Origin of the sequence: Streptomyces sp. NBC_01298 (assembly GCF_035978755.1) — a bacterium.
In the GTDB taxonomy this organism is placed as follows: Bacteria; Actinomycetota; Actinomycetes; order Streptomycetales; family Streptomycetaceae; genus Streptomyces.
Genome location: NZ_CP108414.1, coordinates 427,362 through 450,343, shown reverse-complemented (window position 1 = coordinate 450,343; position 22,982 = coordinate 427,362). Strand labels below are relative to the sequence as shown.

Here is a 22,982-nt window from a genome sequence, read left to right as displayed (position 1 = left end):
CATGTCCGCACTCCCCACCCCCGCGGCCCCGGGCCGGCGCGCACGCCGCCTCCGGGACCTCCGGCGGACCGGAGCCGCGGGCGAGAACCCGAAGGCGGGCGAGAGCCCGAACGCGGGCGAGAACCCGAAGGCGGGCGAGAGCCCGGCCACGGCCGCGAGCCGGGTTCCGGCCACCGGCCGGGCCCGCCGGCTGCGGGAGAACCTCGTCGCCTACCTCTTCCTCTCCGCCGCGCTGATCTGCTTCGCCCTCTTCGCCTGGTACCCGATCGTCCGCGGCGTCCTCCTGGGCTTCCAGCAGGTGACCTTCGCACAGCCGGCCGAGTGGGTCGGCCTGGACAACTTCCGCCGCCTCTTCGCCGATCCGCTCTTCGCCACCGCCTGGCGCAACACCGGCTACTTCACGCTCCTGGCACTCGTCTTCGGCTTCGCCGCCCCGTTCGTCACGGCCGTCGTCCTGAACGAACTGCGCCGCGGCCAGTCGTACCTGCGGCTCACCGTCTACCTCCCGGTGATGCTCCCGCCCATCGTCACCATGCTGCTGTGGCGCTGGTTCTACGATCCCGGCCCCGGCCTCTTCAACAACGTGCTCGGCGTCCTGCACCTGCCCGCCCAGCAGTGGCTGGAGTCGGAACACCTCGCGATGATCTCCCTGGTCCTCGTCTCCACCTGGGCCAACATGGGCACCACGACGCTCATCTACCTGGCGGCCCTCGGCGGCATCCCCGGGGAGCTCTACGAGGCGGCCGAACTCGACGGCGCCTCCATCCGCCGGCGCCTGTGGCACGTCACGATCCCGCAGGTCAGGTTCATCCTCCTGATCACCCTGCTGCTCCAAGTCATCGGCACGATGCAGGTGTTCGTCGAACCCTTCGTCCTCACCGGCGGCGGCCCCGACGACGCCACCGTCACGATCCTGCTGCTGCTCTACCGCTACGCCTTCGTCTACAACGACTTCGGCCTGGCCAGTGCCATGAGCACCCTGCTCTTCGTCGTCCTGGGCCTCTTCGCCGGCCTCTACCTGCGGCTGACCCGGACCAAGGACTGAAAGGAGGACCGCCATGGCCGCCACCGAACCTCGCTCCCGCACGCTCATCGCGCCCGCCGAACTCACCCGGCCCGTGGGCCGGTTCCTGCACCGCTTCGTCCTGGGCGCGACCCTGACCGGCTTCACGCTGGCCTTCGTCTTCCCGCTCTACTGGATGACCACCGGCGCCCTGAAGAGCTCCGCGGAGCTGGCCGAGCCCCATCCGACCCTGCTCCCGAGCAGCTGGCACCCCGAGAGCTACACCGAGGCCTGGACCAACACGGGACTCGCCGGCTACTTCCTCAACACCGTCCTGCTCGCCTTCGGAGCCCTGCTCTTCCAACTCGTCATCGACGTCTGCGCCGCGTACGCCCTGTCCAAGCTCCGCCCTGTGCTGGGCAACGCGGTGCTCGCGATGATGCTGGCCACCCTGATGCTGCCGGTCTCCGCACTGCTCGTACCCGTGTACCTCACCGTCGTGGACGTTCCCCTCGTCCACGTGAACCTGATCAACACGCCGTTCGCCATCTGGCTGCCGGCCGCGGCGAACGCCTTCAACGTCTTCATCCTCAAGCGGTTCTTCGACCAGATCCCCACGGAACTGCTCGACGCCGCCCGGATAGACGGCGCGGGCACGGTGCGGATCCTCGTCTCGGTGATCCTCCCGCTGTCCCGCCCGGTGCTCGCGGTGGTGTCCATCTTCGCGGTCGTCGGCGTCTGGAAGGACTTCCTCTGGCCGATGCTCGTCCTGCCGGACGAGACGAAGCAGCCGATCACCGTCGCACTCAATCGCCTGGCGGAGTTCATGCCGGCCAACCAGCTCCTCGCCGGCATGGTCATGGCGAGCGTCCCGCTGCTGGTCCTCTTCCTCCTCTTCCAGCGGCACATCATCTCCGGCCTCACGGCGGGAAGCCTCAAGGGCTGACCACACCAGGTCCCCCCCGTCACCGCCTCCCACCCCGGGATCCACCCCCTCCCCGGGCCTCCCGCCCCACCTCGAAGCACTGCTCCTCGACACCGCCGCAGCGACGGACCGCCGCGGCGGCCCCCACCGCGCCCTCCCGCCCCCCGCGCGCGGGGCGCGCCTTCAGAAAGGACACGCCGCCGTGTCTTCTTCCCGAGGAACCCGCACCAGAGCCGCACGCCTCATCTCCCCACTCCTCCTCACCGCCCTGGCCACCACCGGCCTCACCGGCACCCTCGCCACCGGGTCGTACGCCGCCGCCGTCACCCTGGAGGCGGAATCCGCCGCCCTGTCGGGCGGTGCCCGCGTCGAGTCGGAGCATTCCGGTTACACCGGTACGGGCTATGCCGGCGGTTTCACGGACGGCAACAAGGGGGCCGCTTCGGTCTCCTTCGCGGTGCAGTCGGCCGCGGCCGGTACGGGTTCGGTCGCGATCCGGTACGCCAACGGCACGGGCTCGCCCCAGACGCTGAGCCTCTACGCGAACGGGGTCAAGGTCCGCCAGATCTCCCTTCCGGCCACGGCGAACTGGGACACCTGGGCCGTCCGCCAGGAGCCGGTCCCGCTGGCCAAGGGTGCCAATACCGTCGCGCTGACCTTCACCACCGCCGACTCCGGCAACGTGAACCTCGACCACGTCGCCCCGGCCGAAGCCGGACCCACCGCCCCCTCGACCGGCCTGGAGGCGGAATCCGCCGCCTTGTCGGGCGGTGCCCGCGTCGAGTCGGAGCATTCCGGTTACACCGGTACGGGCTACGTCGGCGGTTTCACGGACGGCAACAAGGGGGCCGCTTCGGTCTCCTTCGCGGTGCAGTCGGCCGCGGCCGGTACGGGTTCGGTCGCGATCCGGTACGCCAACGGCACGGGCTCGCCCCAGACGCTGAGCCTCTACGCCAACGGGGTCAAGGTCCGCCAGATCTCCCTTCCGGCCACGGCGAACTGGGACACCTGGGCCGTCCGCCAGGAGCCGCTGCCGCTGGCCAAGGGTGCCAATACCGTCGCGCTGACCTTCACCACCGCCGACTCCGGCAACGTGAACCTCGACGGCATCACCCCCACCGGCCCGACGACCACGCCCACCGACCCGCCGCCCGGCTCCCTCAGCCACCAGGCCGAGACCGCCTTCGCCTCGGGCGGCCCCGCGCCCGCCTCAGCCGTCGCCGGCTTCAGCGGAGCCGGTTACCTGACGGGCTTCACCGCCACCGGTGCCCGCGCCGTCTTCTCCGTCTCCGCGCCCACCGCCGCCACCCGGCAGGTGGCCGTGCGCTACCGCACCCCGGGGGCCAACCCCGCGACCATCACCCTGACGGCCAACGGAGCCCCCGTACGCCGGCTCACCCTCCCCGCCACCTCGGGAGCCTGGGCCTCCTTCACCACCGACGCGCCCCTGCGCGCCCAGCTCAACACCCTCACCCTGCGCACGGAGGCCGGGGACAGCGGCGACCTCCAGCTCGACGGCATCGAGGTCACCGGCTCCACCGCGAACGCCACCCGCGGCGCGAGCCTCCCGTACACCGCCTACGAGGCCGAGGCCGGCGCGACCAACGCCTCCGTCACGGGACCGGACCGCGCCTACAAGACCCTGGCCTCCGAGGCCTCGGGCCGGCGGGCCGTCGTACTCGACCAGACGGGGGAGTACGTCCAGTTCACCCTGGCCAAGGCCGCCAACGCCGTGACCGTGCGCTACTCGATCCCGGACAACGCGGCCGGCACGGGGAACAGCGCCACCCTCAGCCTCTACGCCAACGGCGCCCACACCAAGGATCTCGCCCTCACCTCGAAGTACAGCTGGGTGTACGGCGCCTACCCCTACGGCAACGACCCCTCCCAGGGCGAGGCCCACCGCTTCTTCGACGAGACCCGCACCCTCACGGGCGAGTTCCCCGCCGGCACCGTGCTGAAGTTCCAGAAGGACGCCGGGGACACCGCCGCCTCCTACGCCATCGACCTCGTCGAGACCGAGACCGCCCCGGCGGCCGCCACCATGCCCGCCACCGGATTCGTCTCCGCCACCACCCTCGGCGTCACCGCGAACGACGGCGGCGACGACACCGGCGCCCTGAACAGCGCACTGTCCACCGCCACCGCCCAGGGCAAGGGCCTGTGGCTGCCCGCCGGCACCTACGACATCTCGGGATCCGTCAACCTCACCGGAGCCGTCCTGCGCGGCGCGGGCGAATGGCACACCACCCTGCGCGGCAAGAACGGCAAGGGCGGGCTCTTCGGCCGCGGCGGCACCAGCACCGTGCAGGACCTGGCGGTCACCGGAGAGTCCGACCACCGCGACGACGCCAACAGCGACGCCGCCGTAGAAGGGGACTTCGGCTCCGGCTCCACCCTGCAGAACCTCTGGATCCAGCACAGCAAGGTCGGCCTCTGGATCGACGCACCGACCCGCGGGCTGCTCGCCACCGGCCTGCGCATCCGGGACACCTACGCCGACGGGGTCAACCTGCACAAGGGCACCGCGGGCAGCGAGGTCTCCCAGAGCAGCATCCGCAACACCGGAGACGACGCCCTCGCGATGTGGTCGGAGGCCCAGGCCGTCACCGACTGCGTGCTCCGCTTCAACACGGTCCAGCTCCCGCTGCTCGCCAACGGAGCAGCGATCTACGGCGGCGGCGGCAACCGGATCGAGGACAACCTGGTCGCCGACACCGTGACCGGCGCCGCCGGAATCGCCGTCAGCACCCGCTTCGGCATCCCCTTCAGCGGACCGGCGACCGTGCAGCGCAACACCATCGACCGGGCCGGCGGCTACGAGCCCAACTGGGCGAGCAAGCTCGGCGCCCTGTGGGTGTACGCCGACACCTCGGAGATCACCACCCCGGTGCTCCTCCAGGACAACGACATCCTGGACAGCACCTACAGCGGCCTGCTCGTCTCCTGGCAGAAGAACGTCGGGAACCTGACCGTGAAGAACACCAGGATCGCCAAGGCCGGCGGCTACGGCATCGAGATCAACGCGGCCGGCTCGGGCACCTTCAGCGGGGTCACGGTCACCGACGCCGCATCGGGCGGACTGAGCCTCGCCGGCGGGTTCGCCGTGAACCGCGGAGCCGGCAACTCGGGCTGGTAGCCCGGCCGCACCGCCGCACCGCCGCACCACGCACCGCCGCACCACGCACCCCCCGGAACCCGGGGCCCGGTCACCCCAGCCACCCCGCCGCCCGACCGGGCCCCGCACCCCGGCGCCGCACCCCACCCCGCGCCCGTGTACGCGTACGCCCCCACCCCACCAGGAGACCCCGTGACCCAGCGCACCCCGCACCCCGCAGCCTCCCCCTGGTGGCGGCACGCGGCGATCTACCAGATCTACATACGCAGCTTCGGCGACGGGAACGGCGACGGCACGGGCGATATCGCCGGAGTCCGCGCCCGGCTGCCCTACCTGCGGCAACTCGGTGTGGACGCCCTCTGGTTCAACCCCTGGTACGTCTCTCCCATGGCCGACGCCGGCTACGACGTGGCCGACTACCGTGACATCGACCCCCTCTTCGGCACGCTCGCCGAGGCCGAGCAGCTCATCGAAGAGGCCCACGGCCACGAGCTGCGGGTCATCGTGGACCTCGTCCCCAACCACTGCTCCGACCGGCACCCCTGGTTCGCCCGGGCCCTCGCCGCCGGCCCCGGATCCCCCGAGCGCGAGCGCTTCTGGTTCCTTCCCGGCCGCGGCGCACACGGCGAACTGCCTCCCAACGACTGGCACTCCTACTTCGGCGGCCCCGCCTGGACCCGGATCACCGAGGCCGACGGCACCGAAGGCCCCTGGTACCTGCACATGTTCGCCCCCGAACAGCCCGACCTGAACTGGGAACACCCCGACGTGGCAGCTGAGTTCGAGGACGTCCTGCGGTTCTGGCTCGACCGCGGGGTCGACGGCTTCCGCATCGACGTGGCGCACGGCCTGGCCAAGAAGCCCGGTCTGCCCGACATCGGCGCGAACCCCGACCCCACCGACCTGCCCTACCAGGACGTGGACGCCGTGCACGCCGTCTACCGCGCCTGGCGCAAGATCCTCGACACCTATCCAGGCGACCGCGTGTTCATCGGCGAGGTCTGGCTCCCGGAGGCCGCGCAGTTCGCCCGCTACCTGCGCCACGACGAACTGCACTCCGCCTTCAACTTCGACTACCTGTGTGCCCCCTGGGACTCCGGCGCCCTGCGGAAGGTCGTCGACTCCACGCTCGCCTCGCACGAACCGGTCGGCGCCCCGCCCACTTGGGTGCTCTCCAACCACGACACCATCCGCCACGTCACCCGCTACGGACGCGCCGACACCTCCTTCGACATGGGCGACAAGCGGCTCCTCGACCCCAGCGACGCCGCGCTCGGCCGCCGCCGGGGACGCGCCGCGGCCCTCGTCTCCCTGGCCCTGCCCGGCGGGGTCTACGTCTACCAGGGCGACGAACTCGGCCTGCCCGAGGTCCAGGACCTGCCCGACGAGGTCCTCCAGGACCCGACCTTCGTCCGCTCCGGCGGCACGGACCGCGGCCGCGACGGCTGCCGCGTCCCCCTGCCGTGGGAGGCCGACGGCCCCTCCCTCGGCTTCTGCGCCCAGGCGCCCGGCGCCTCCGGTGGCGAACCGGCCGCTCCCTGGCTGCCCCAGCCCGAGCACTGGGCCGCTCTCAGCGCGGCGGCGCAGCAGGAGGACCCGCACTCCGTGCTCACCCTCTACCGCGAGGCCCTCGCCCTGCGCGGCGCCGAACTGGCCCGGCTGCCCGAGACGCTGGAGTGGGTCGACGCGGGACCCGACACCCTGTGCTTCGAGCGCCCCGGCGGCTTCCGCTGCCTGACCGCCTTCGCGAGCCCGGTCCCGCTTCCCGGGGGCGCCCGGGTCCTGCTCGCCAGCGGCCCGCTCGCCACCGGCGCGGACGGCGCGCCCGTACTGCCCGGGGACACCACGGTCTGGCTGCGCATGCCCGGGTAGGCGACGCCCGCGGCCCCGAACGGCCCCATGGCGCGGGCCATCCGTATCGTGAGATGCGGTGTCACATGTCGGCGGCGGCGTGCCAGACTCTTCCGCATGCGCCAGCAGAAGATTAGCGCCGGCGTGCCGGCCCCGGAGCTGAACTGAGACCACCCCAGCAGCCCACCGCCCGCACGCAGACCTCTCGCATCCGCGAGGGGTCTTCTTGTTTTCCGGGACCACGCACCTCCCCAGGACAGGAGTCCACCCCCTCATGACCTGCAGCGATGTTCTCCCCGCCGTCGACGAAGCCGTGCGTACCGGCGACACCGCCTGCCACACGCTGACCATCACCGTCCGGGACGGCGGCCACGCCCTCACCCGCATCTCCGCGCTCCTGAACAACCTGTCCGTCAGGAGGCTGTCCTTCAGGGCCGCCGACGGCGGCGGGCTCGCGGTGTGCGAGATCGTGGTCCCCGCGGCCGACTCGCCCCGCGCCCAGGCCAAGCTCCGGCGCTGCGTCGAGGTGGTCGAACTCAGTGCCCACCCGGCGGGGGAGTCCCGGACCATCTGAACGAACCGCACGGATTACTTGACCGACCGTTCCAGTATCCGTAGAGTACGGGATGTGGCCAGGACCAAGGAATTCGATCCGGACGCCGCGCTGCAGTCGGCTCTGGAGCTGTTCTGGCGGCGCGGCTACGAGGCGACGTCTATGGCGGACCTCGTCGAGGCGCTCGGCATCGGGCGAGCCAGCATGTACGCCACCTTCGGGAACAAGCGCGAGCTCTACCTGAAGGCGCTGGACCGCTACAGCGAGCACCTCGACCCCGACCTGCTGCGCGAACTGTCCCAGCCGGGACCCGCGCTGCCGGCCGTGCGCACGGTGGTACGCCGCTTCGCCGCCGAGTCCAGTGTCGGTGACCTGCGGCAGAACGGCTGCTTCGTGACCAACACGGCCGCGGAGCTCGGGGCGCACGACCCGGCGGCGGCCCGCAAAGTCGAAGCGAGCTGGAACCACATCGAAACCCTGCTGCGCTCGGCGCTGACCCGGGCCCAGGCCCAGGGTGAACTGCCCGCGGACCGCGATCCGCGCACCCTCGCCAGCATGCTGCTGGTGCTGATGCAGGGCATGCGGGTCGTGGGCAAGGCCTCGCAGGACCCGGGCCGGGTCCGGGCGGCGGCGGAGCAGGCCCTGAGTCTGCTCGACTGACCGGACGCACGAGAACGCCTCCCTTCGGGGAGGTTCTTTTCAGGCTTCATTCTGGAATGTACGATCCAGTTCAAATATCGAGGGGGAGTCATGACCGTCACGCAGACCGCACGCACCACGCAGACGCTCACCGCGTCCGGATCAAGGGCGTCCCGACCGGCGCCCGGCCCGGCCTTCGCGCTGCTCGGCACCGTACAGATGACGCTGATCTTCGCGCTCACCTCGCTCGTCGTGCCGCTGCCCACGATCGGCCGCGAACTCGCCCTGGGTCGCGACGACTTGTTGCTCCTCAGTGCCGCCTACGGGCTGAGCTTCGCCGGTCTCCTGCTCTTCGGGGGCCGCCTCACCGACCGGTTCGGCGGGCGCCGGGTGCTCACCGCCGGACTGCTCGTCGTCGCCGTGGCCTCCCTCGCCGCACCGTTCGCCCAGGGACCGGGGGTCCTGCTCGCCGCCCGCTTCGCCCAGGGGGTGGGTGCCGCGCTCACGGCACCGGCCGCCATGGCCGTACTGCGGGCGGTCTTCCCCGAACCCGCCGCGTTCGGACGGGCGATGGCCACCTGGGGCGGACTGTCGGTACTCGGCGCCACCGCGGGCAACCTGCTCTCCGGAGTCATCTCGGCCCTGGCCGGCTGGCGGTTCTCCTTCGCCGTCCCGGTCGTGGTGGCCGTCGCCGCACTGCTCCTCGCACCCCGGCTGCTGCCCGCCACCCCGGCGGGCGAAGGCCGCTCCCTGGACCTGCCGGGCGCACTGCTGGCCACCGCCGGAATCAGCCTCGTCAGCTACGGCTTCGTCCTCACCGACGTCCGGTCCTGGGGATCGACGAGCGTCCTGGTCACCCTGCTCACCGCGGCCGTGCTCCTGCTGGCCTTCCCGCTCGTCGAGCGCCGGGTCCGTGACCCCCTGCTCCCGCTCGCGTTCCTCCGCGACCGCCGCCGGGCCCTCGCTCTCACGGCCATCGGCCTCACCGCCGCCGGAACGACCGTGACCTTCGTCCTCCTCTCCCTTCACCTCCAGCAGGAACTCGGCTGGTCGGAGCTGCGGACCTCCGCCGCGTTCCTCCCCTTCGCGGTGGTGCTGCTCGTGGCCGGCCGGGTCGCCGGTCCCCTCGTGGGCCGGTACGGGGCGCCCCGCGTCACCACCGCCGGCCTCGTCGCCGCCGCGGGCGGACTCGGACTCCTCGCGCTCACCGGCCTGGCCGCGCAGATCCCGTACGCCTACGGCCTGCTCCCCGGCCTGATCCTGCTGCCCGTCGGTACGGCGGCCGCCTTCGCCGGGGCCGCGGTCCTCGCCACCGAAGGGGTGGAGCCGCACCAGGCGGGACTCGCCGGCGGGGTCATGAACACCGCGATGGAGCTCGGCCCGACGGTCGTCTTCGCCGCCGTGCTCTCCCTGGGCTCCGACACGGTCTCGCTGGCCGCCACCGCGCTCGCCTTCGGCGCGGCCGCCTTCCTCCACACCCGCACCAAGTAACCGACAGACCACCGAACAACCGACAGACCACCGAACAACCGACAGACCACCGAGTAAGGGATCACCATCATGTCCGCACGTTTCACCGGCAAGAGCGTCCTCGTCACCGGAGCCGGTTCCGGCATCGGCCGGGCCGTCGCCCTCGCCTTCGCCGCCGAGGGAGCCGCGGTCGTCGTGGCCGGCCGCACCGCGGCGCCGCTCGACGAGACGGTCGAGCTGATCGAGAAGGAGGGCGGCAAGGCGGTCGCGGTGACCGCGGACGTGACCCGCTCCGAGGACGTACGTGCCCTGGTGCGCAGCACCGTCGAACACTTCGGCAGCCTCGACGTCGCCGTGAACAACGCGGGGGTCTTCCGGGGCGGCGGCCCCGTCGCGGACCTGGCGGAGGAGGACTGGCGCAGCATGCTGGACATCAACGTCACCGGCGTCCTGCTCAGCCTCCAGGCCGAGGTCGCCGCCATGCGCGAGCAGCCCGGCGGCGGGGCGATCGTCAACATCTCCTCGAACCTCGGCGCGCACACCCGCATCCCGGGAGCCGCCGGCTACCTCACGACCAAGGCGGCCGTCTCCGCCCTGACCCGGGCCGCGGCCCTCGACCACATCGCCGACGGTGTCCGCATCAACGCGGTCAGCCCCGGCGCGACCGCCACCACGATGTCCCTGCGCCCGGGGGAGGGGGACGCCGAGCGTGCGGAGCGGATGAAGGACGAATCGCCGGTGGGCCGGGTGTCCTCCACCGCCGAGGTCGCGGCGGCGGTGCTCTACCTGGCCTCGCCGGACGCCGGCTCCGTGGTCGGCACCGACCTGGTGATCGACGGCGGCGTGGCCGCCTGACCCCGGAAACGACTTCGGCCCCCTTGACGCCTGGGCGTCAAGGGGGCCGAAGTCTTTCGTAGCGGGGACAGGATTTGAACCTGCGACCTCTGGGTTATGAGCCCAGCGAGCTACCGAGCTGCTCCACCCCGCGTCGTTGTGAACATCACTGTACGGGATCCAGGGCCGACCTCCGACCACCACCGAAAATCCAGGTCCGCCGGGACGGAAAAACGAACACGGCCGAGTGAGAATTTCCGCACGAGCGGAAGGTGCGGATTTATTTCCACGCCGATCCGATCCCACCGTGCTACTGTGGTTTGAGTTGCAGTTGTGGTTCCCAAAATTTCGAGCACCTCATACCCACTCCTCCTCGGAGGAGCAGAGACGAGTGTTCTTGTTTTTCCGGCGTTTTCCGGGCTGGGCAATCATCGGCGACTTGAGATTCGCACAGTGCGGATCTCTGGGCTGTGCCCCGAAGGAGTAAAAAACATGGCTAATGGCACCGTGAAGTGGTTCAACGCGGAAAAGGGCTTCGGCTTCATCGAGCAGGAGGGTGGCGGTCCTGACGTGTTCGCCCACTACTCGAACATCGCCTCGCAGGGCTTCCGTGAGCTTCAGGAAGGCCAGAAGGTCAGCTTTGACATCGCGCAGGGCCAGAAGGGCCCGACCGCCGAGAACATCGTCACCGCCTGACGTTCACGCGTAACCGCGTAGCTGGGGCCCGCACCTTGGGTGCGGGCCCCAGCTCGTTGCGTTTTTGGATCTGCGGGCCGGTTCGGCCCGCGTGAGCGGCGCGACGGGGAAACCCCGTCCCAGCGCCCCACCGTTCGGCCGATGGACACGCTCCTCGGCTCCCCACCCCGCATGCGGCGCATATTTCGCCGACACATAGGGTGATAATCGTTAATGTGGCGTCGATCGAAGTTCGATTCGACTTCGTCATATTTTTTATGCTCCGGCTCATTCTTGTGAATCCTCGTGCGGCCAGATTTCCGCCGCCGAGAACTCCTCGATGTGCGCCGTATCGAGGAAGGTTCTGCATGAACCGCACGACCCGCATGAATGACCGGTCTTCGTCCTCCCGTACGGGTGGATCCAATAGCTCCTACGGCTCCTACGGTGGCTCCTCGGGCTCCGGCAGCCGCTCCTCGGCCAGCCGGTTCGGCTCCTCCGCCCCCAGCCGCTCCGGCGGCCCCAAGCGCTCGGGTGGCGGCGGCTACGGCGGGCGCCGTCCCGCCGCACCGCAGGGCGAGTTCGCCCTGCCGGTCACCGTGGTCCCCGCGCTGCCCGCGGTGGAGGCGTTCGCCGACCTGGCGATGCCGTCCCAGCTGCTCGCCACGCTCACCCGTGAGGGCATGACCACCCCGTTCCCGATCCAGGCGGCCACCCTGCCGAACGGTCTCGCGGGCCGTGACGTCCTGGGCCGTGGCCGCACCGGCTCCGGCAAGACCCTGGCCTTCGGCCTGGCGCTGCTGGCCCGTACCGCCGGGCAGAGCGCCGAGTCGGGTCAGCCGCTCGCGCTGGTCCTCGTACCCACCCGTGAGCTCGCCCAGCAGGTCACGGCGGCCCTCACCCCCTACGCCCGCGCCGTGAAGCTGAGGATCGCCACCGTCGTCGGCGGCATGCCGATCCACCGCCAGGCCGGTGCGCTGCGTGCCGGCGCCGAAGTGGTCGTCGCCACCCCGGGCCGTCTGAAGGACCTCATCCAGCGGGGTGACTGCCGGCTGAACCAGGTGGCCATCACCGTCCTGGACGAGGCGGACCAGATGGCCGACATGGGCTTCATGCCCCAGGTCACCGCGCTCCTCGACCAGGTGCGCCCCGAGGGCCAGCGGATGCTGTTCTCCGCCACCCTCGACCGCAACGTGGACCTGCTGGTCCGCCGCTACCTGACCGACCCGGTCGTGCACTCCGTCGACCCCTCGCAGGGCGCGGTGACCACGATGGAACACCACGTCCTGCACGTGCAGAACTTCGACAAGCAGGCCGCCACGACCGAGATCGCCGCCCGCGAGGGCCGCGTGATCATGTTCCTGGACACCAAGCACGGCGTGGACAGGCTGACCGAGCACCTCCTGAGCAACGGGGTGCGCGCCGCGGCCCTGCACGGCGGAAAGTCCCAGCCGCAGCGGACCCGCACCCTCACGCAGTTCAAGAGCGGGCACGTCAGCGTGCTCGTGGCCACGAACGTCGCGGCCCGCGGCATCCACGTCGACAACCTCGACCTCGTCGTCAACGTGGACCCGCCGACCGACCCCAAGGACTACCTGCACCGCGGTGGCCGCACCGCCCGCGCCGGCGAGTCCGGCAGCGTGGTCACCCTGGTCCTGCCCAACCAGCGCCGCGACATGGTCCGTCTCATGCAGGCCGCCGGCATCACCCCGCAGACCGCCCAGGTCCGCTCCGGCGAGGCCGAGCTGAGCCGGATCACCGGCGCCCAGGCGCCGTCCGGCGTCCCGGTCGTCATCACGGCCCCCGTCAGCGAGCGGCCGCGGGGCGCCGCCGGCGGTGCCTCCCGTGGCCGCCGCAGCCGGCCCGCACAGGACCGGCGCAGCAGGTCCGCCGCGACCGCCCGGGGGCCGCAGCGCCAGTCCCCGGCCACCTCGGCGGCTTAGGCCGTCCCGTTCGGATCGTGTCTGGCCCGGTTCTCTTCTTCCTGTGAGGCAGCATGCGCTTCGTCATCGCCCGCTTTCCGTTCGATTTGACCAAGGCCGGGGTCCTGGAATCGATGAAGGGCGTCAAGCCCGAGCCGATCACCGGTGACTCGGTGGTCATAGGGCGTCGTTCCTACCCCGTGAAGCAGGTCGGCGCCGTCGTCACCCGGCAGGACCGCCGTGACTTCACCGCCGCCGAGGTGATCAGGGCACTGACCGCCCTGGGCTTCACCTGCCGCCCGCTCGAAACGGTCCCGGCGCCCGCCGTCGGCCTGACCCCGCTCGAGAAGGCGTCGGCCATGCTCGGCGCCCCCTCGGACGTGTAGCGGGAGCCGCGGGAACCACGCGTACGGAGCCCGGGGGCCCGGTCGGCAGCTGCCGACCGGGCCCCCGGGCCTTTGCGTGCCACCCCGGGTCCCGCCCGGGTCACGCTCGGCTCATGCCCGGGTCCAGCGCGGGCGCGCCGCCGCGGGGGCCGGCGGGGATTCGGCTCCGTCCAGGCGCAGGCTGCGCAGCGTGGCGTCCGTCTCGCGCTGGAAGTGCGCGTAGGTGATCAGCCGTTCCCACAGCGGGTCGGGACGGCCCGGGACGGTGGCCCCGCGCGCCTCCCACTCGCGGGCGAGCTGCTCGTAGACGACCGCCCCGCCCGAGGGGGCGGCACCCCCCGACTGCTGCCGGGGGATGCCCCGCGCCATCGCGGCGGGGGTGCGCTCGGGTGCCCGGTGCCGGGCTGGGGACGGGGAGACGGCGTGTGGAGTGCCCATGCCCGCCCCAACGATTCTGCGGGGCCCCCGGGTACGCCTCCCGGGCCGGCGGGATGGAGCGCGGGGCTCCAAGCGGGGACGCGTCAGCCCAGCCGGGTGGGCGAAGAGGCCGCCGGAGCCAGGAGGCGCGGGGTTCCGGTGCCGTCCGCCGGGACCGTCCAGAGGTCCGTGGTGTCCACGGAGCCCTCGGCGGGCAGGGCGTAGGCGAGGGTCCGGTCGTCGAGCCAGAGCGCCTGATCGTCCACACTGCGCTTCTCCGTCAGCGGCTGCTCCCGCGACGTCCGTAGGTCCAGCACGTGTTCGCGCCACAAGGACGCACCGCGCTGTACCCGCTTCTTGTACGCGATCCGGGTCTCGTCGGGGGAGAGGGACGGGCACTCCACGTTGGAGGCGAGGGTGGTGACGCTGCGCCGCGCGAGCGAACCCTTCACCAGGTACGTCTGGTTGCCGGTGGAGAGGGTGGCGTAGAAGGTGTCGTCGTCCTTGGAGAAGGTGACGCCCCAGAAGTTGGCGTCGCTCGCGCTGTAGGGGCGGCCGTCCAGCTCGATGGCGAACTTCTCCAGGTCGGGTTCGAGCGTCCCCGTACGGGTGTCCACGATCGAGGTCCGGGTGGAGAAGAACGCGGAGCCGTAGGACTCCCCGGTGACGAAGACGGTCCAGGCGGCGAAACGGCCGCTGGGGGACACCCGGGCCCGCGAGGGGGTGCCCGCGAGCGGGAACTCGCGCCGCGTGCGCAGTTCCGAGTCGACGATCAGGGCCCGGTTCTCCTGGGCGAGCGCGCCCGGCACGGAGCTCAGGCAGACACCGGTGCCGGCCGCGGCGTGGAACCGCAGACAGGTGAGGCCCGAGGCGGTCCGCTCGTCCTGCGGTGAGCGGTCCGGTACGGAGACGAGGGCTCCGCGGTGCGGGCCCTGCGCGCCGTTGAGGAAGGCCAGGCCGCCGCGCCGGTCGAGCGTGACCTTGCCCGGGGCGGCCGTCGGGTCGCCCGCGCGGGTCTGCTCCGAGCGGGCGGCGGCGCGCACCACCAGCACGCCGGCCACGCCCCCGAGGAGCAGCACGGCCAGGGCGAGTACGAGCAGCCGGCGTGAGCGCGTCATCGATTTCCTCGGGAGCTTCGGGGGTGCGGGGCCCCGGCGGCAGCGCCGTCCGGGGCCGTGGGGCGGAGTACGAAACCGGCGACGGCCGCGCAGCAGCACAGGCCGGCCGCGGCGGCGGCGAGCGCCGGGCCCGAACCCAGGACCGTCCACGCGGCGCCGAAGGCCAGTGAGCAGCCGAACCGGGACAGGGCCTGGCCGGTACCGACGAGAGCGATGCCGGTGGCCCGCAGCTTCGCGGGGACGGTCGCGGCGACGGCGGCGGGCAGCACCCCGTCGGTGGCGGCGTAGAACATGCCGTGCAGGGCGAGGACCAGGTAGGGGAGCGCGGGCAGCCCGGGGGCCCACAGGAGAAGCCCGTAGCCGGCCAGCAGGAGGGCGTGCCCGGCGAGGAACACGGTGCGGCGCCCGACGCGGTCCGCGAGGGCGCCCGCCGGGACGGCCAGCAGCAGGAAGACGGCCGCGGTGCCCAGGGGGAGCAGCGGGAACCAGCGCTCGCCGATGCCGGTGCGGTCCTGGAGCAGCAGGTACAGGAAGGCGTCGCTGACGGTGGTGAGTCCGAGCAGGGCGGCGCAGCCCGCCAGGGCGCGGAGCCGGGGCAGCCGCAGCAGGCCCAGCGCGTCGCGCAGGTTCACCGCGTCCGGCTTCGGGGCGGCGGCTTCCTCGAGGGGAGCGGCCTCCCGTGGGGCCGGTACGGGCGCCGGGGGTGCGGCGGACTTCGGCCGGGCCGGCCGCGGCTCGGCGCCGGACGGGACGAACAGCAGGAGCACCACGACACCCAGGGCGGCCACGCAGGCGCTGACCCCGAAGACGGCGTCGTACCCGTCGACCGTCAGGCTCAGGACGAAGAACGCGGCGAGCGGCCCGAGCAGGGCCCCGGTGGTGTCCATGGCGCGGTGCACCCCGAAGGCCCGCCCCTGCGACTCGGGCGGCGTGGACAGGGAGATGAGCGCGTCGCGCGGGGCGGTGCGCAGGCCCTTGCCGGTGCGTTCCAGGGCCAGGATCAGCGCCACCGGGCCGAGGCTGTGGGCGAGCAGCAGCAGCGGCTTGCAGACGGCGGAGAGTCCGTAGCCGATGCCGGCGATCAGCTTGTGGTTGCGGATCCGGTCGGCGAGGTGGCCGCCGGTCAGCTGCACCAGTGCGCTGACCCCGTTGTACAGGCCGTCGAGCGCGCCGAATCCGAGCGGGCTCAGGCCCAGTCCGGCGACGAGGTAGAGCGGCAGGACGGCGGTGACCATCTCGGAGGAGACATCGGTGATCAGGCTGACCGAGCCCAGTGCGAGAACGGTCGAGGCGACCGCGGGTCCGCGGACGGGGGATCCGTCGGCGCTGGCCTTCGCGTCCTCGGGCGCGGAGCGGTCCGCGAGGTACATGCTTTCGAACTCCCGGTCCGGCGTCTGAACTGAACGGTGAGCCAGTCGTACGTGCGAGTGGCACCCTAATGGTTGTACGGGACAACTGGGTCGCGCAGGGCGGGATTCGGCCGCTCAGCCCTGGCGGCTGCTCTCGTCGCGCAGCCAGGTCGAGAAGTCCCCGCTGCTGATGGCCTTGCGGGACCCCCGGCGGGCCGCGAGGGCGGCCACGACGAACACCACCACCCCGGGGAGCAGCCGGGGCTGGGCCCGGAGCAGCGCCCGCAGGTCTCCCGTGCCGGTGCGTGCCGACGGCGGGGTCTCCTGCGGTCCGGACGCCCGCGCGGCCTGGAAGCGCTCCAGTTCGGCGGAGGAAGTGGCCGCCCGTACCCGGCGTTTGATCAGGTCGCCCCAGGTGCGCGGCGGCAGCACCACGACCCTGGCCGACTCCACCACCCGCCGCTCACCCGGCGCGAAGGCCAGGGACGCGGCCAGATCGTCGGCCATCAGCGGCGGCAGGGCCGCGAGCCGGGCGTGCCCCGGTTCGGACACCGCGATGACCCCCCGCCCGAACAGCCCCTCGCGGACGGCCGGGAGTAGTTGCCAGACCCGGTAGTACGTCCGGACGGGCCAGGCGCAGGCGCCAAGCGGAATGTCCCGGCCGGGGGCCGCGGCCAGGAGGGCCGGGCTGCCGGCGAGGGCGTCGGCAAGGGCCCGTACATCGGCCGCGCCGACCACCACGTCGGCGTCCACGTAGAGGCGGGGGAAGCCGCGAGCGTGCTCGTCTCCCACCCGAAGTGCCGTGTGTTTGGAGGGAGTCGGTATCTCGACGACCCGTACGCGGGGACCCCGCGACGCGGCCACCGCGGCGGTGTCGTCCGTACAGCCGTTGCACACCACGACGATGTCGGTCCCGGAGGCCGGAGTTCCGGACGGATCGGACAGGAGCGCGTCGAGGAGCCGGCCGATGACCCGGCCCTCGTTGTGGGCCGGGATCACGATGCTGGTCACACGGGAAGTATGCATGGTCGAACGCCCGTACCGACCGTTTCCTCCAACTCTCCCCGGGCGTACGCCCCGTGGTCTAGATTGAACGCAGCCGACCGGATTCGGCGTGGTTCGGCAATGCCGTGACTCACGCTGTGGTCCAGTCGGCGCAGGGTAGTTGGGGCAGGTTTACGGGTTCGGCGGCTTGGGGGAACAGGCCGCCTGTCCGTGGCCGGCCGGCGCTAGGGGTGCCGGACGGCCGGGGGGGCGGAAGTACGTGGAACACGTACGGCATCGGTCGTGGGGGCCATCACCGTCGGCGGGTCACGCACGGGTCGCACAGGCGCCCGGCTTGCCCTCCGCGGAACCCCCCTCCTTCGCACGCGTCCCGGCCATGGGTCGTCGACACGCCCGCGGGCGTGCGCGGAAGGAAAGGGAATGCTGTGAAGGACACCGCGAAGGACGCCGGGCGGGACGCCGCGGGCGCAGGTGCGGGTGCGGGACGGACCGAGCCGTTAGGGGTCGCCGTCGTCGGAGCGGGCTACTGGGGCCCCAATCTCGTCCGCAACTTCCAGTCCAGTCCGGAGTTCAGGCTCCGCTGGCTCTGTGATCTGAATGTCGACCGGGCCCGGCAGGTGCTCGGCAATTACTCGACGGTCCAGGCGACCGCCGACTACGCGGCGGTCCTGGCCGACCCCGAGGTCGAGGCCGTCGCCGTGGCCACCCCGGCCGGAACCCACCTCGACGTGGCCCTGGCGGCCCTGCGCGCCGGCAAGCACGTGCTCGTGGAGAAGCCGCTCGCCGCCACCTACGAGGACGGGCTGCGGCTGGTGAACGAGGCCGAGGAACGCGGCCTCACACTGATGTGCGACCACACCTACTGCTACACCCCGGCGGTGGCCCGCATCCGGGACATGGTCCGCTCCGGTGAACTCGGTGACATCCAGTTCGTGGACTCGGTCAGGATCAACCTCGGACTGGTCCAGAAGGACATCGACGTCCTGTGGGACCTGGCCCCCCACGACCTCTCGGTGCTCGACTTCATCCTCCCGGACAACGTCCACCCGGTCGCCGTCGCCGCGCACGGGGCCGACCCGATCGGGGCCGGCCAGTCCTGCGTGGCCTATCTGACGCTCCAGCTCAACACGGGCGCCATCGCGCACGTCCACGTCAACTGGCTGTCCCCGGTGAAGGTTCGCACCACCATGGTCGGCGGCTCCAAGCGCACCCTGGTGTGGGACGACCTCAACCCCACCCAGCGGGTCGCGGTGTTCGACCGGGGCGTCGACCTCACGGCCCCGCAGGAGATCGGCGCGGACGAGCGCCGCGACATGCTCGTCTCCTACCGGACCGGCGACATGGTGGCACCCGCGCTCGGCGAGAAGGAGGCCCTGCGCAGCATGGTCGAGGAATTCGCCGCGTCGATCAGGGCGGGGCGACCGCCGCTCACCGACGGCCGGGCGGGACTCCAGGTCCTCGACATCCTCGAAGCGGCTTCCCGCAGCCTGGAGTTCAAGGGCGCCGTCGTCGGACTGCGCACCGGACGTTGAGCGTTGACGGCGTCGCCCGGGACGCGTGCGGCGCGCCGGGCACAGCAGGGAAGACCATGACCGACTCAGTAGGGGCAGGGCGTTGAGCAGCGTACGAGGCAAGAGGATTCTGGTCACCGGCGGAGCGGGCACGATCGGCTCGCACCTGGTGGACCTGCTGGTGGACAACGGGGCACGCGAGATCGTCGTGCTCGACAACTTCGTACGGGGACGCCGCGCCAACCTGGCCCGCGCCCTGCCCAGCGGGGTCGTGGACCTGGTCGAGGGCGACATCCGGGACATAGCCGCCGTCCGCAAGGCGACCGAGGGGGCCGACTTCGTCTTCCACCTGGCGGCGATCCGGATCACCCAGTGCGCCGAGGAGCCGCGGCTGGCCAACGAGGTGATGGTCGACGGGACGTTCAACGTGCTGGAGGCCGCCGCGGCCGCCGGCGTGGGCAAGGTCATCGCCTCGTCCTCGGCCTCGGTCTACGGGATGGCCGAGTCCTTCCCGACCACCGAGCGCCACCACGCGTACAACAACGACACCTTCTACGGGGCCGCGAAGGCCTTCAACGAGGGCGTGCTGCGCAGTTTCCACGCCATGTACGGGCTGGACTACGTCGCGCTGCGCTACTTCAACGTGTACGGCCCCCGGATGGACATCCACGGGCTGTACACCGAGGTGCTGATCCGGTGGATGGAGCGGATCGCCGCGGGCGAGCCGCCGCTGATTCTCGGCGACGGCACCCAGACCATGGACTTCGTCGACGTCCGGGACATCGCCAGGGCCAACCTGCTGGCCGCCGAATCGGACCTGACCGACGAGGTGTTCAACGTCGCGAGCGGCTCCGAGACCAGCCTCCTCGACCTGGCGAACGGGCTCCTGGAGGCCATGGGCGCCGAGGGCCTGGCGCCGGAGCACGGACCGGCCCGCGCCGTGAACGGGGTGACCCGCCGGCTCGCGGACACCTCGCAGGCCGCCGAGCGCCTCGGCTTCACGGCCGGGATCGACCTGCGCAGCGGGCTGCGGGACCTGGTCGACTGGTGGCGGGCCGAACGCGCGGCCGACGCGGAAGCCGCCGCGGTGGAGGCCGGCCGATGAGCGCCCAGGACGCCGGAGCCGCCCCGGCCCCCGCCCCCGCCCGCATCCCCGTCATGATCCCGTGGCTCGGTGAGGACGAGGCGCGGGCCGCCGCCGACGCGGTCCTGTCCGGCTGGGTGGCCCAGGGACCCCGGGTCGCCGAGTTCGAACGGGCCTTCGCCGAGCGGGTGGGCGCGGAGCACGGCATCGCGGTGAGCTCGTGCACCACCGCCCTGCACCTCTCGCTGATCGCGCTGGACCTCGCGCCGGGCGACGAGGTCGTCGTCCCCTCGCTGTCCTTCATCGCCACGGCCAACGCGGTGCGCTACGTGGGCGCCCACCCGGTGTTCGCGGACGTCGAGGAGGCCACCGGCAACCTGACCGCGGCCACCGTGGACGCCGTCCGTACCCCGCGCACCAAGGCGGTCATCGCCGTCCACCAGGGCGGGGTGCCGGCCGACGTGCACGCGCTGCGCGCGGCCTGCGCCGACTGGGGCATCGCCCTGGTGGAGGACGCCGCCTGCGGGATCGGCGCCACCGTCGGCGGCAAGTCGGTCGGCCAGGGGGCGCTGCTGGCCGCCTGGTCCTTCCACCCGCGCAAGGTGATCACCACCGGTGAGGGCGGCATGGTGACCACGGACGACGCCGCCTGGGCCGAGCGGCTGCGCCGCCTGCGCGAGCACGGCATGAACGTGTCCGCGGCGCAGCGGCACGCGAGCAGCAAGCCGATCGCCGAGAGCTACCTGGAGGTCGGCTACAACTACCGGATGACCGACATCCAGGCCGCGGTGGGCCTGGTGCAACTGGGCAAACTGGACGAGATCGTGGCCCGCAGGCGCTTCCTCGCCGCCCGGTACGGGCAGCTCCTCGCCGGTGTCCCCGGCCTGACCCCGGTCCGGGACCCCGGCCACGGCGAGGGCAACTTCCAGTCGTACTGGGTGCTCCTGGCCGAGGACTTCCCCATCGGCCGCGACGAGCTGCTCGCGGTGCTGGCCGAGGCCGGAATCTCGGCCCGGCGCGGGATCATGGCCTCCCACCTGGAGCCGGCGTACGCCGGTCACGGTGCGGCGGCGCTGCCGGTGACCGAGCGGATCACCCGCGACTCGCTGATCCTGCCGCTGTTCCACACCATGACGGAGGAGCAGCAGGACCGGGTGGTGACGGTGCTGCGCGAACGGGCCGACGGCGGATGAGCGGGCCCCACGGTCCCGCGACCGGGGCCGCCCCGACCGAGACCGCGCCGACCGAGACCGCGCCGACCGAGGAGCTGCTGATCGTCGGCGCGGGCGGCTTCGCCCGGGAGACCGCCCAGGCCGTACGGGACGCGGAGGCCGCCGACCTGGCGGCCGGCCGGGCCCCGCGCCGGCGGCTGGCCGGGCACCTGGACGACGACCCGGCGCTGCACGGACGGGAGGTCGACGGGGTGCCCGTCCTGGGCGGCACCGGCCTGGTGCACGAACGCCCGGCCGCCCGCGTGGTGGTCTGCGTCGGCAGCCCCCGCGACTACGGGGTACGGGCCCGCCTGGTGCGGCGCCTGGCCCTGCCCGAGAGCCGGTACGCCACCGTGGTCCACCCCACGGCGGCGCTCTCCGGATCCTCGGTCCTCGGACCGGGCACGGTGCTGCTCGCACACTGCGTCCTGACGGCCGCGGTACGGGTGGGGGCCCACGTGGCGGTCATGCCGCACGTGGTCCTCACCCACGACGACGAGGTCGGGGACTTCGCGACCCTGGCCTCCGGGGTCCGACTCGGCGGCGGGGTACGGCTGGGGCGCGGGGCCTACGTGGGCGCCGGCGCACTGGTCCGGGAGTACATCGAGGTCGGCGCCTGGTCGCTGACCGGGATGGGAAGCACGGTCCTGGCCGACGTACCGGCCGGCGAGGTGTGGGCCGGAAGCCCCGCCCGCCGGCTGCGCGAGGCGGGGGGCCCGGCGCTCGACGAGCTGCGGGCCGATGAGTTGGAGACCGGCCTCCGGCCGGAGACACGGATGGGGAGCACAGCCGCATGAACCAGATACCGCTCGTGGACCTGAAGGCAGCGCACGCCGAGGTCGCGGACGAATTACGTGCGGGATTCGACCGCGTCCTGGCCGACACCGCCTTCATCGGCGGCGAGGAGGTCCGGGCCTTCGAGCGCGAGTACGCGGCCTTCGCCGGGGTCGGACACTGCGTCGGCGTGGCCAACGGCACCGACGCCCTGGAACTGGCCCTGAGGGCGAGCGGCGTGGGCGTCGGCGACGAGGTCGTGCTGCCCGCGAACACCTTCATCGCCACCGCCGGGGCCGTCGCCCGGATCGGCGCCCGGCCGGTGCTGGCCGACTGCCTCCCCGACACCCTGCTGCTGGACCCGCGGGCCGCGCTCGACGCGGTCACCAAGGCCACCCGCGCGGTGGTCCCCGTCCACCTGTACGGGCAGTGCGCCGACACCGCCGCGCTCGCCGCGGCCCTGCCCGCGCACGCCAAGCTCGTCGAGGACGCCGCGCAGAGCCAGGGAGCCTCCCGCGAGGGCCGCACCCCCGGCAGCGGCGGGATCGCGGCGACCAGCTTCTACCCGGGCAAGAACCTCGGCGCCTACGGGGACGCGGGCGCGGTGGTGACCGACGACGAGGAGAGCGCCGACCTGGTCCGGGCGCTGGCCAACCACGGCGGCGTCGCCAAGTACCGGCACGACGTGGCCGGTTTCAACAGCAGGCTCGACGGTCTGCAAGCCGTCGTGCTGCGGGCCAAGCTGGCCCGGCTCGCCGACGGGAACGAGGCCCGCCGGGCCGCCGCCGCCCGCTACGACGGGCTGCTCGCGGACCTGGCGGCCACCGGACGGCTCACCCTGCCGGTCACGGCGCCGGGCAACGTCCACGTATGGCACCTGTACGTCATCCGGGTCAGCTGCGCGGACCGCGACGCGGTCGTCGGCAAGCTCAACGCGGAGGGCATCGGCGCCGGCGTGCACTATCCGGCCCCGGTCCACCTCACCCCGGCCTTCGCCCACCTCGGCCACGGCCGCGGGGCCTTCCCGCACGCCGAGCTGGCCGCCGACCGGATGCTGTCCCTCCCGCTCTTCCCGCAGATCACCGCCGCCCAACAGCAGCGGGTCGTGGACGCGCTCTCAGCAGCGCTGCGCTGACG

Annotated in this window: 20 protein-coding genes and 1 tRNA gene; 16 read left to right on the top strand and 5 right to left on the bottom strand. The window is 72.4% G+C overall.

Translation table 11 applies throughout. From position 1 onward, the window contains the following. Position 1: 1 nt before the first annotated feature. The 8 genes from OG730_RS02005 (at position 2) to OG730_RS01970 (ending at position 10,414) form a co-directional block, all read left to right on the top strand. Positions 2 to 1,045 (top strand): carbohydrate ABC transporter permease, encoded by a 1,044-nt coding sequence (locus OG730_RS02005; RefSeq protein ID WP_327302474.1) that lies wholly within the window; start codon positions 2 to 4, stop codon positions 1,043 to 1,045. Between the two features lie 13 nt (positions 1,046 to 1,058). Further along, entirely contained in the window at positions 1,059 to 1,949 is an 891-nt protein-coding gene (locus OG730_RS02000; protein ID WP_327302473.1) for a carbohydrate ABC transporter permease, read from the top strand. 181 nt (positions 1,950 to 2,130) lie between these two features. Further along, entirely contained in the window at positions 2,131 to 5,067 is a 2,937-nt protein-coding gene (locus OG730_RS01995) for a carbohydrate-binding protein (protein ID WP_327302472.1), read from the top strand. 171 nt (positions 5,068 to 5,238) lie between these two features. Next, the gene (locus tag OG730_RS01990; protein WP_327302471.1) at positions 5,239 to 6,918 is read left to right on the top strand and encodes a glycoside hydrolase family 13 protein; all 1,680 of its coding nucleotides are present in this window, start codon (positions 5,239 to 5,241) and stop codon (positions 6,916 to 6,918) included. Positions 6,919 to 7,171: 253 nt separating this feature from the next. Next, positions 7,172 to 7,471: a hypothetical protein gene (locus OG730_RS01985; protein ID WP_327302470.1), complete on the top strand. Its 300-nt coding sequence runs from the start codon at positions 7,172 to 7,174 to the stop codon at positions 7,469 to 7,471. A gap of 54 nt (positions 7,472 to 7,525) precedes the next feature. Beyond that, positions 7,526 to 8,110 (top strand): TetR/AcrR family transcriptional regulator, encoded by a 585-nt coding sequence (locus OG730_RS01980; protein WP_327302469.1) that lies wholly within the window; start codon positions 7,526 to 7,528, stop codon positions 8,108 to 8,110. Positions 8,111 to 8,200: 90 nt separating this feature from the next. Next, on the top strand, positions 8,201 to 9,580 hold the full coding sequence (locus tag OG730_RS01975; RefSeq protein WP_327302468.1) for an MFS transporter: 1,380 nt from the start codon (positions 8,201 to 8,203) through the stop codon (positions 9,578 to 9,580). A gap of 69 nt (positions 9,581 to 9,649) precedes the next feature. Continuing rightward, complete coding sequence (locus tag OG730_RS01970; RefSeq protein WP_327302467.1) at positions 9,650 to 10,414, top strand: SDR family NAD(P)-dependent oxidoreductase; 765 nt, start codon at positions 9,650 to 9,652, stop codon at positions 10,412 to 10,414. 59 nt (positions 10,415 to 10,473) lie between these two features. Here the strand turns inward: OG730_RS01970 and OG730_RS01965 are convergent. Then, positions 10,474 to 10,547, bottom strand: a tRNA-Met gene (locus tag OG730_RS01965). Between the two features lie 338 nt (positions 10,548 to 10,885). On the opposite strand from OG730_RS01965, the gene OG730_RS01960 reads away from it, so the two are divergent. From OG730_RS01960 to OG730_RS01950, 3 genes are all read left to right on the top strand, one after another. Beyond that, a complete protein-coding gene (locus OG730_RS01960; protein ID WP_053678014.1) occupies positions 10,886 to 11,089 on the top strand; it encodes a cold-shock protein in 204 nt (67 codons plus the stop codon). A gap of 347 nt (positions 11,090 to 11,436) precedes the next feature. Beyond that, entirely contained in the window at positions 11,437 to 13,011 is a 1,575-nt protein-coding gene (locus OG730_RS01955; protein WP_327302466.1) for a DEAD/DEAH box helicase, read from the top strand. Between the two features lie 53 nt (positions 13,012 to 13,064). Beyond that, positions 13,065 to 13,376, top strand: a complete 312-nt coding sequence (locus OG730_RS01950) for an SCO5918 family protein (protein ID WP_327302465.1) — start codon at positions 13,065 to 13,067, stop codon at positions 13,374 to 13,376. Between the two features lie 111 nt (positions 13,377 to 13,487). Here the strand turns inward: OG730_RS01950 and OG730_RS01945 are convergent, their stop codons facing one another. The 4 genes from OG730_RS01945 to OG730_RS01930 all read right to left on the bottom strand — a co-directional run bounded on the left by OG730_RS01945 (position 13,488) and on the right by OG730_RS01930 (position 17,271). Continuing rightward, positions 13,488 to 13,814 (bottom strand): hypothetical protein, encoded by a 327-nt coding sequence (locus OG730_RS01945; RefSeq protein ID WP_327302464.1) that lies wholly within the window; start codon positions 13,812 to 13,814, stop codon positions 13,488 to 13,490. Positions 13,815 to 13,897: 83 nt separating this feature from the next. Continuing rightward, complete coding sequence (locus OG730_RS01940; RefSeq protein ID WP_327302463.1) at positions 13,898 to 14,911, bottom strand: TolB family protein; 1,014 nt, start codon at positions 14,909 to 14,911, stop codon at positions 13,898 to 13,900. Next, a complete protein-coding gene (locus tag OG730_RS01935) occupies positions 14,908 to 16,281 on the bottom strand; it encodes an MFS transporter (RefSeq protein WP_327302462.1) in 1,374 nt (457 codons plus the stop codon). Before OG730_RS01935 ends, OG730_RS01940 begins: the two co-directional genes overlap by 4 nt. 114 nt (positions 16,282 to 16,395) lie before the next feature. After that, the gene (locus OG730_RS01930) at positions 16,396 to 17,271 is read right to left on the bottom strand and encodes a glycosyltransferase family 2 protein (protein WP_327302461.1); all 876 of its coding nucleotides are present in this window, start codon (positions 17,269 to 17,271) and stop codon (positions 16,396 to 16,398) included. A gap of 419 nt (positions 17,272 to 17,690) precedes the next feature. On the opposite strand from OG730_RS01930, the gene OG730_RS01925 reads away from it, so the two are divergent. From OG730_RS01925 to OG730_RS01905, 5 genes are all read left to right on the top strand, one after another. After that, the gene (locus OG730_RS01925) at positions 17,691 to 18,797 is read left to right on the top strand and encodes a Gfo/Idh/MocA family protein (RefSeq protein WP_327302460.1); all 1,107 of its coding nucleotides are present in this window, start codon (positions 17,691 to 17,693) and stop codon (positions 18,795 to 18,797) included. An 82-nt stretch (positions 18,798 to 18,879) separates the two neighbouring features. After that, complete coding sequence (locus OG730_RS01920) at positions 18,880 to 19,881, top strand: NAD-dependent epimerase/dehydratase family protein (protein WP_327302459.1); 1,002 nt, start codon at positions 18,880 to 18,882, stop codon at positions 19,879 to 19,881. Further along, the gene (locus OG730_RS01915) at positions 19,878 to 21,053 is read left to right on the top strand and encodes a DegT/DnrJ/EryC1/StrS family aminotransferase (RefSeq protein ID WP_327302458.1); all 1,176 of its coding nucleotides are present in this window, start codon (positions 19,878 to 19,880) and stop codon (positions 21,051 to 21,053) included. Before OG730_RS01920 ends, OG730_RS01915 begins: the two co-directional genes overlap by 4 nt. After that, complete coding sequence (locus OG730_RS01910; protein ID WP_327302457.1) at positions 21,050 to 21,868, top strand: NeuD/PglB/VioB family sugar acetyltransferase; 819 nt, start codon at positions 21,050 to 21,052, stop codon at positions 21,866 to 21,868. Before OG730_RS01915 ends, OG730_RS01910 begins: the two co-directional genes overlap by 4 nt. Continuing rightward, positions 21,865 to 22,980: a DegT/DnrJ/EryC1/StrS family aminotransferase gene (locus OG730_RS01905; RefSeq protein ID WP_327302456.1), complete on the top strand. Its 1,116-nt coding sequence runs from the start codon at positions 21,865 to 21,867 to the stop codon at positions 22,978 to 22,980. The genes OG730_RS01910 and OG730_RS01905 overlap by 4 nt, the downstream gene beginning before the upstream one ends. Positions 22,981 to 22,982: the final 2 nt, after the last annotated feature.

Excerpts from the sequence above, each read along its gene's own strand:
- OG730_RS02005 (WP_327302474.1), top strand. The coding sequence starts at position 2 with ATGTCCGCACTCCCCACCCCCGCGGCCCCGGGCCGGCGCGCACGCCGC.
- OG730_RS02000 (WP_327302473.1), top strand. The coding sequence starts at position 1,059 with ATGGCCGCCACCGAACCTCGCTCCCGCACGCTCATCGCGCCCGCCGAA.
- OG730_RS01985 (WP_327302470.1), top strand. The coding sequence starts at position 7,172 with ATGACCTGCAGCGATGTTCTCCCCGCCGTCGACGAAGCCGTGCGTACC.
- OG730_RS01975 (WP_327302468.1), top strand. The coding sequence starts at position 8,201 with ATGACCGTCACGCAGACCGCACGCACCACGCAGACGCTCACCGCGTCC.
- OG730_RS01970 (WP_327302467.1), top strand. The coding sequence starts at position 9,650 with ATGTCCGCACGTTTCACCGGCAAGAGCGTCCTCGTCACCGGAGCCGGT.
- OG730_RS01960 (WP_053678014.1), top strand. The coding sequence starts at position 10,886 with ATGGCTAATGGCACCGTGAAGTGGTTCAACGCGGAAAAGGGCTTCGGC.
- OG730_RS01955 (WP_327302466.1), top strand. The coding sequence starts at position 11,437 with ATGAACCGCACGACCCGCATGAATGACCGGTCTTCGTCCTCCCGTACG.
- OG730_RS01950 (WP_327302465.1), top strand. The coding sequence starts at position 13,065 with ATGCGCTTCGTCATCGCCCGCTTTCCGTTCGATTTGACCAAGGCCGGG.
- OG730_RS01945 (WP_327302464.1), bottom strand. The coding sequence starts at position 13,814 with ATGGGCACTCCACACGCCGTCTCCCCGTCCCCAGCCCGGCACCGGGCA.
- OG730_RS01940 (WP_327302463.1), bottom strand. The coding sequence starts at position 14,911 with ATGACGCGCTCACGCCGGCTGCTCGTACTCGCCCTGGCCGTGCTGCTC.
- OG730_RS01935 (WP_327302462.1), bottom strand. The coding sequence starts at position 16,281 with ATGTACCTCGCGGACCGCTCCGCGCCCGAGGACGCGAAGGCCAGCGCC.
- OG730_RS01915 (WP_327302458.1), top strand. The coding sequence starts at position 19,878 with ATGAGCGCCCAGGACGCCGGAGCCGCCCCGGCCCCCGCCCCCGCCCGC.
- OG730_RS01910 (WP_327302457.1), top strand. The coding sequence starts at position 21,050 with ATGAGCGGGCCCCACGGTCCCGCGACCGGGGCCGCCCCGACCGAGACC.
- OG730_RS01905 (WP_327302456.1), top strand. The coding sequence starts at position 21,865 with ATGAACCAGATACCGCTCGTGGACCTGAAGGCAGCGCACGCCGAGGTC.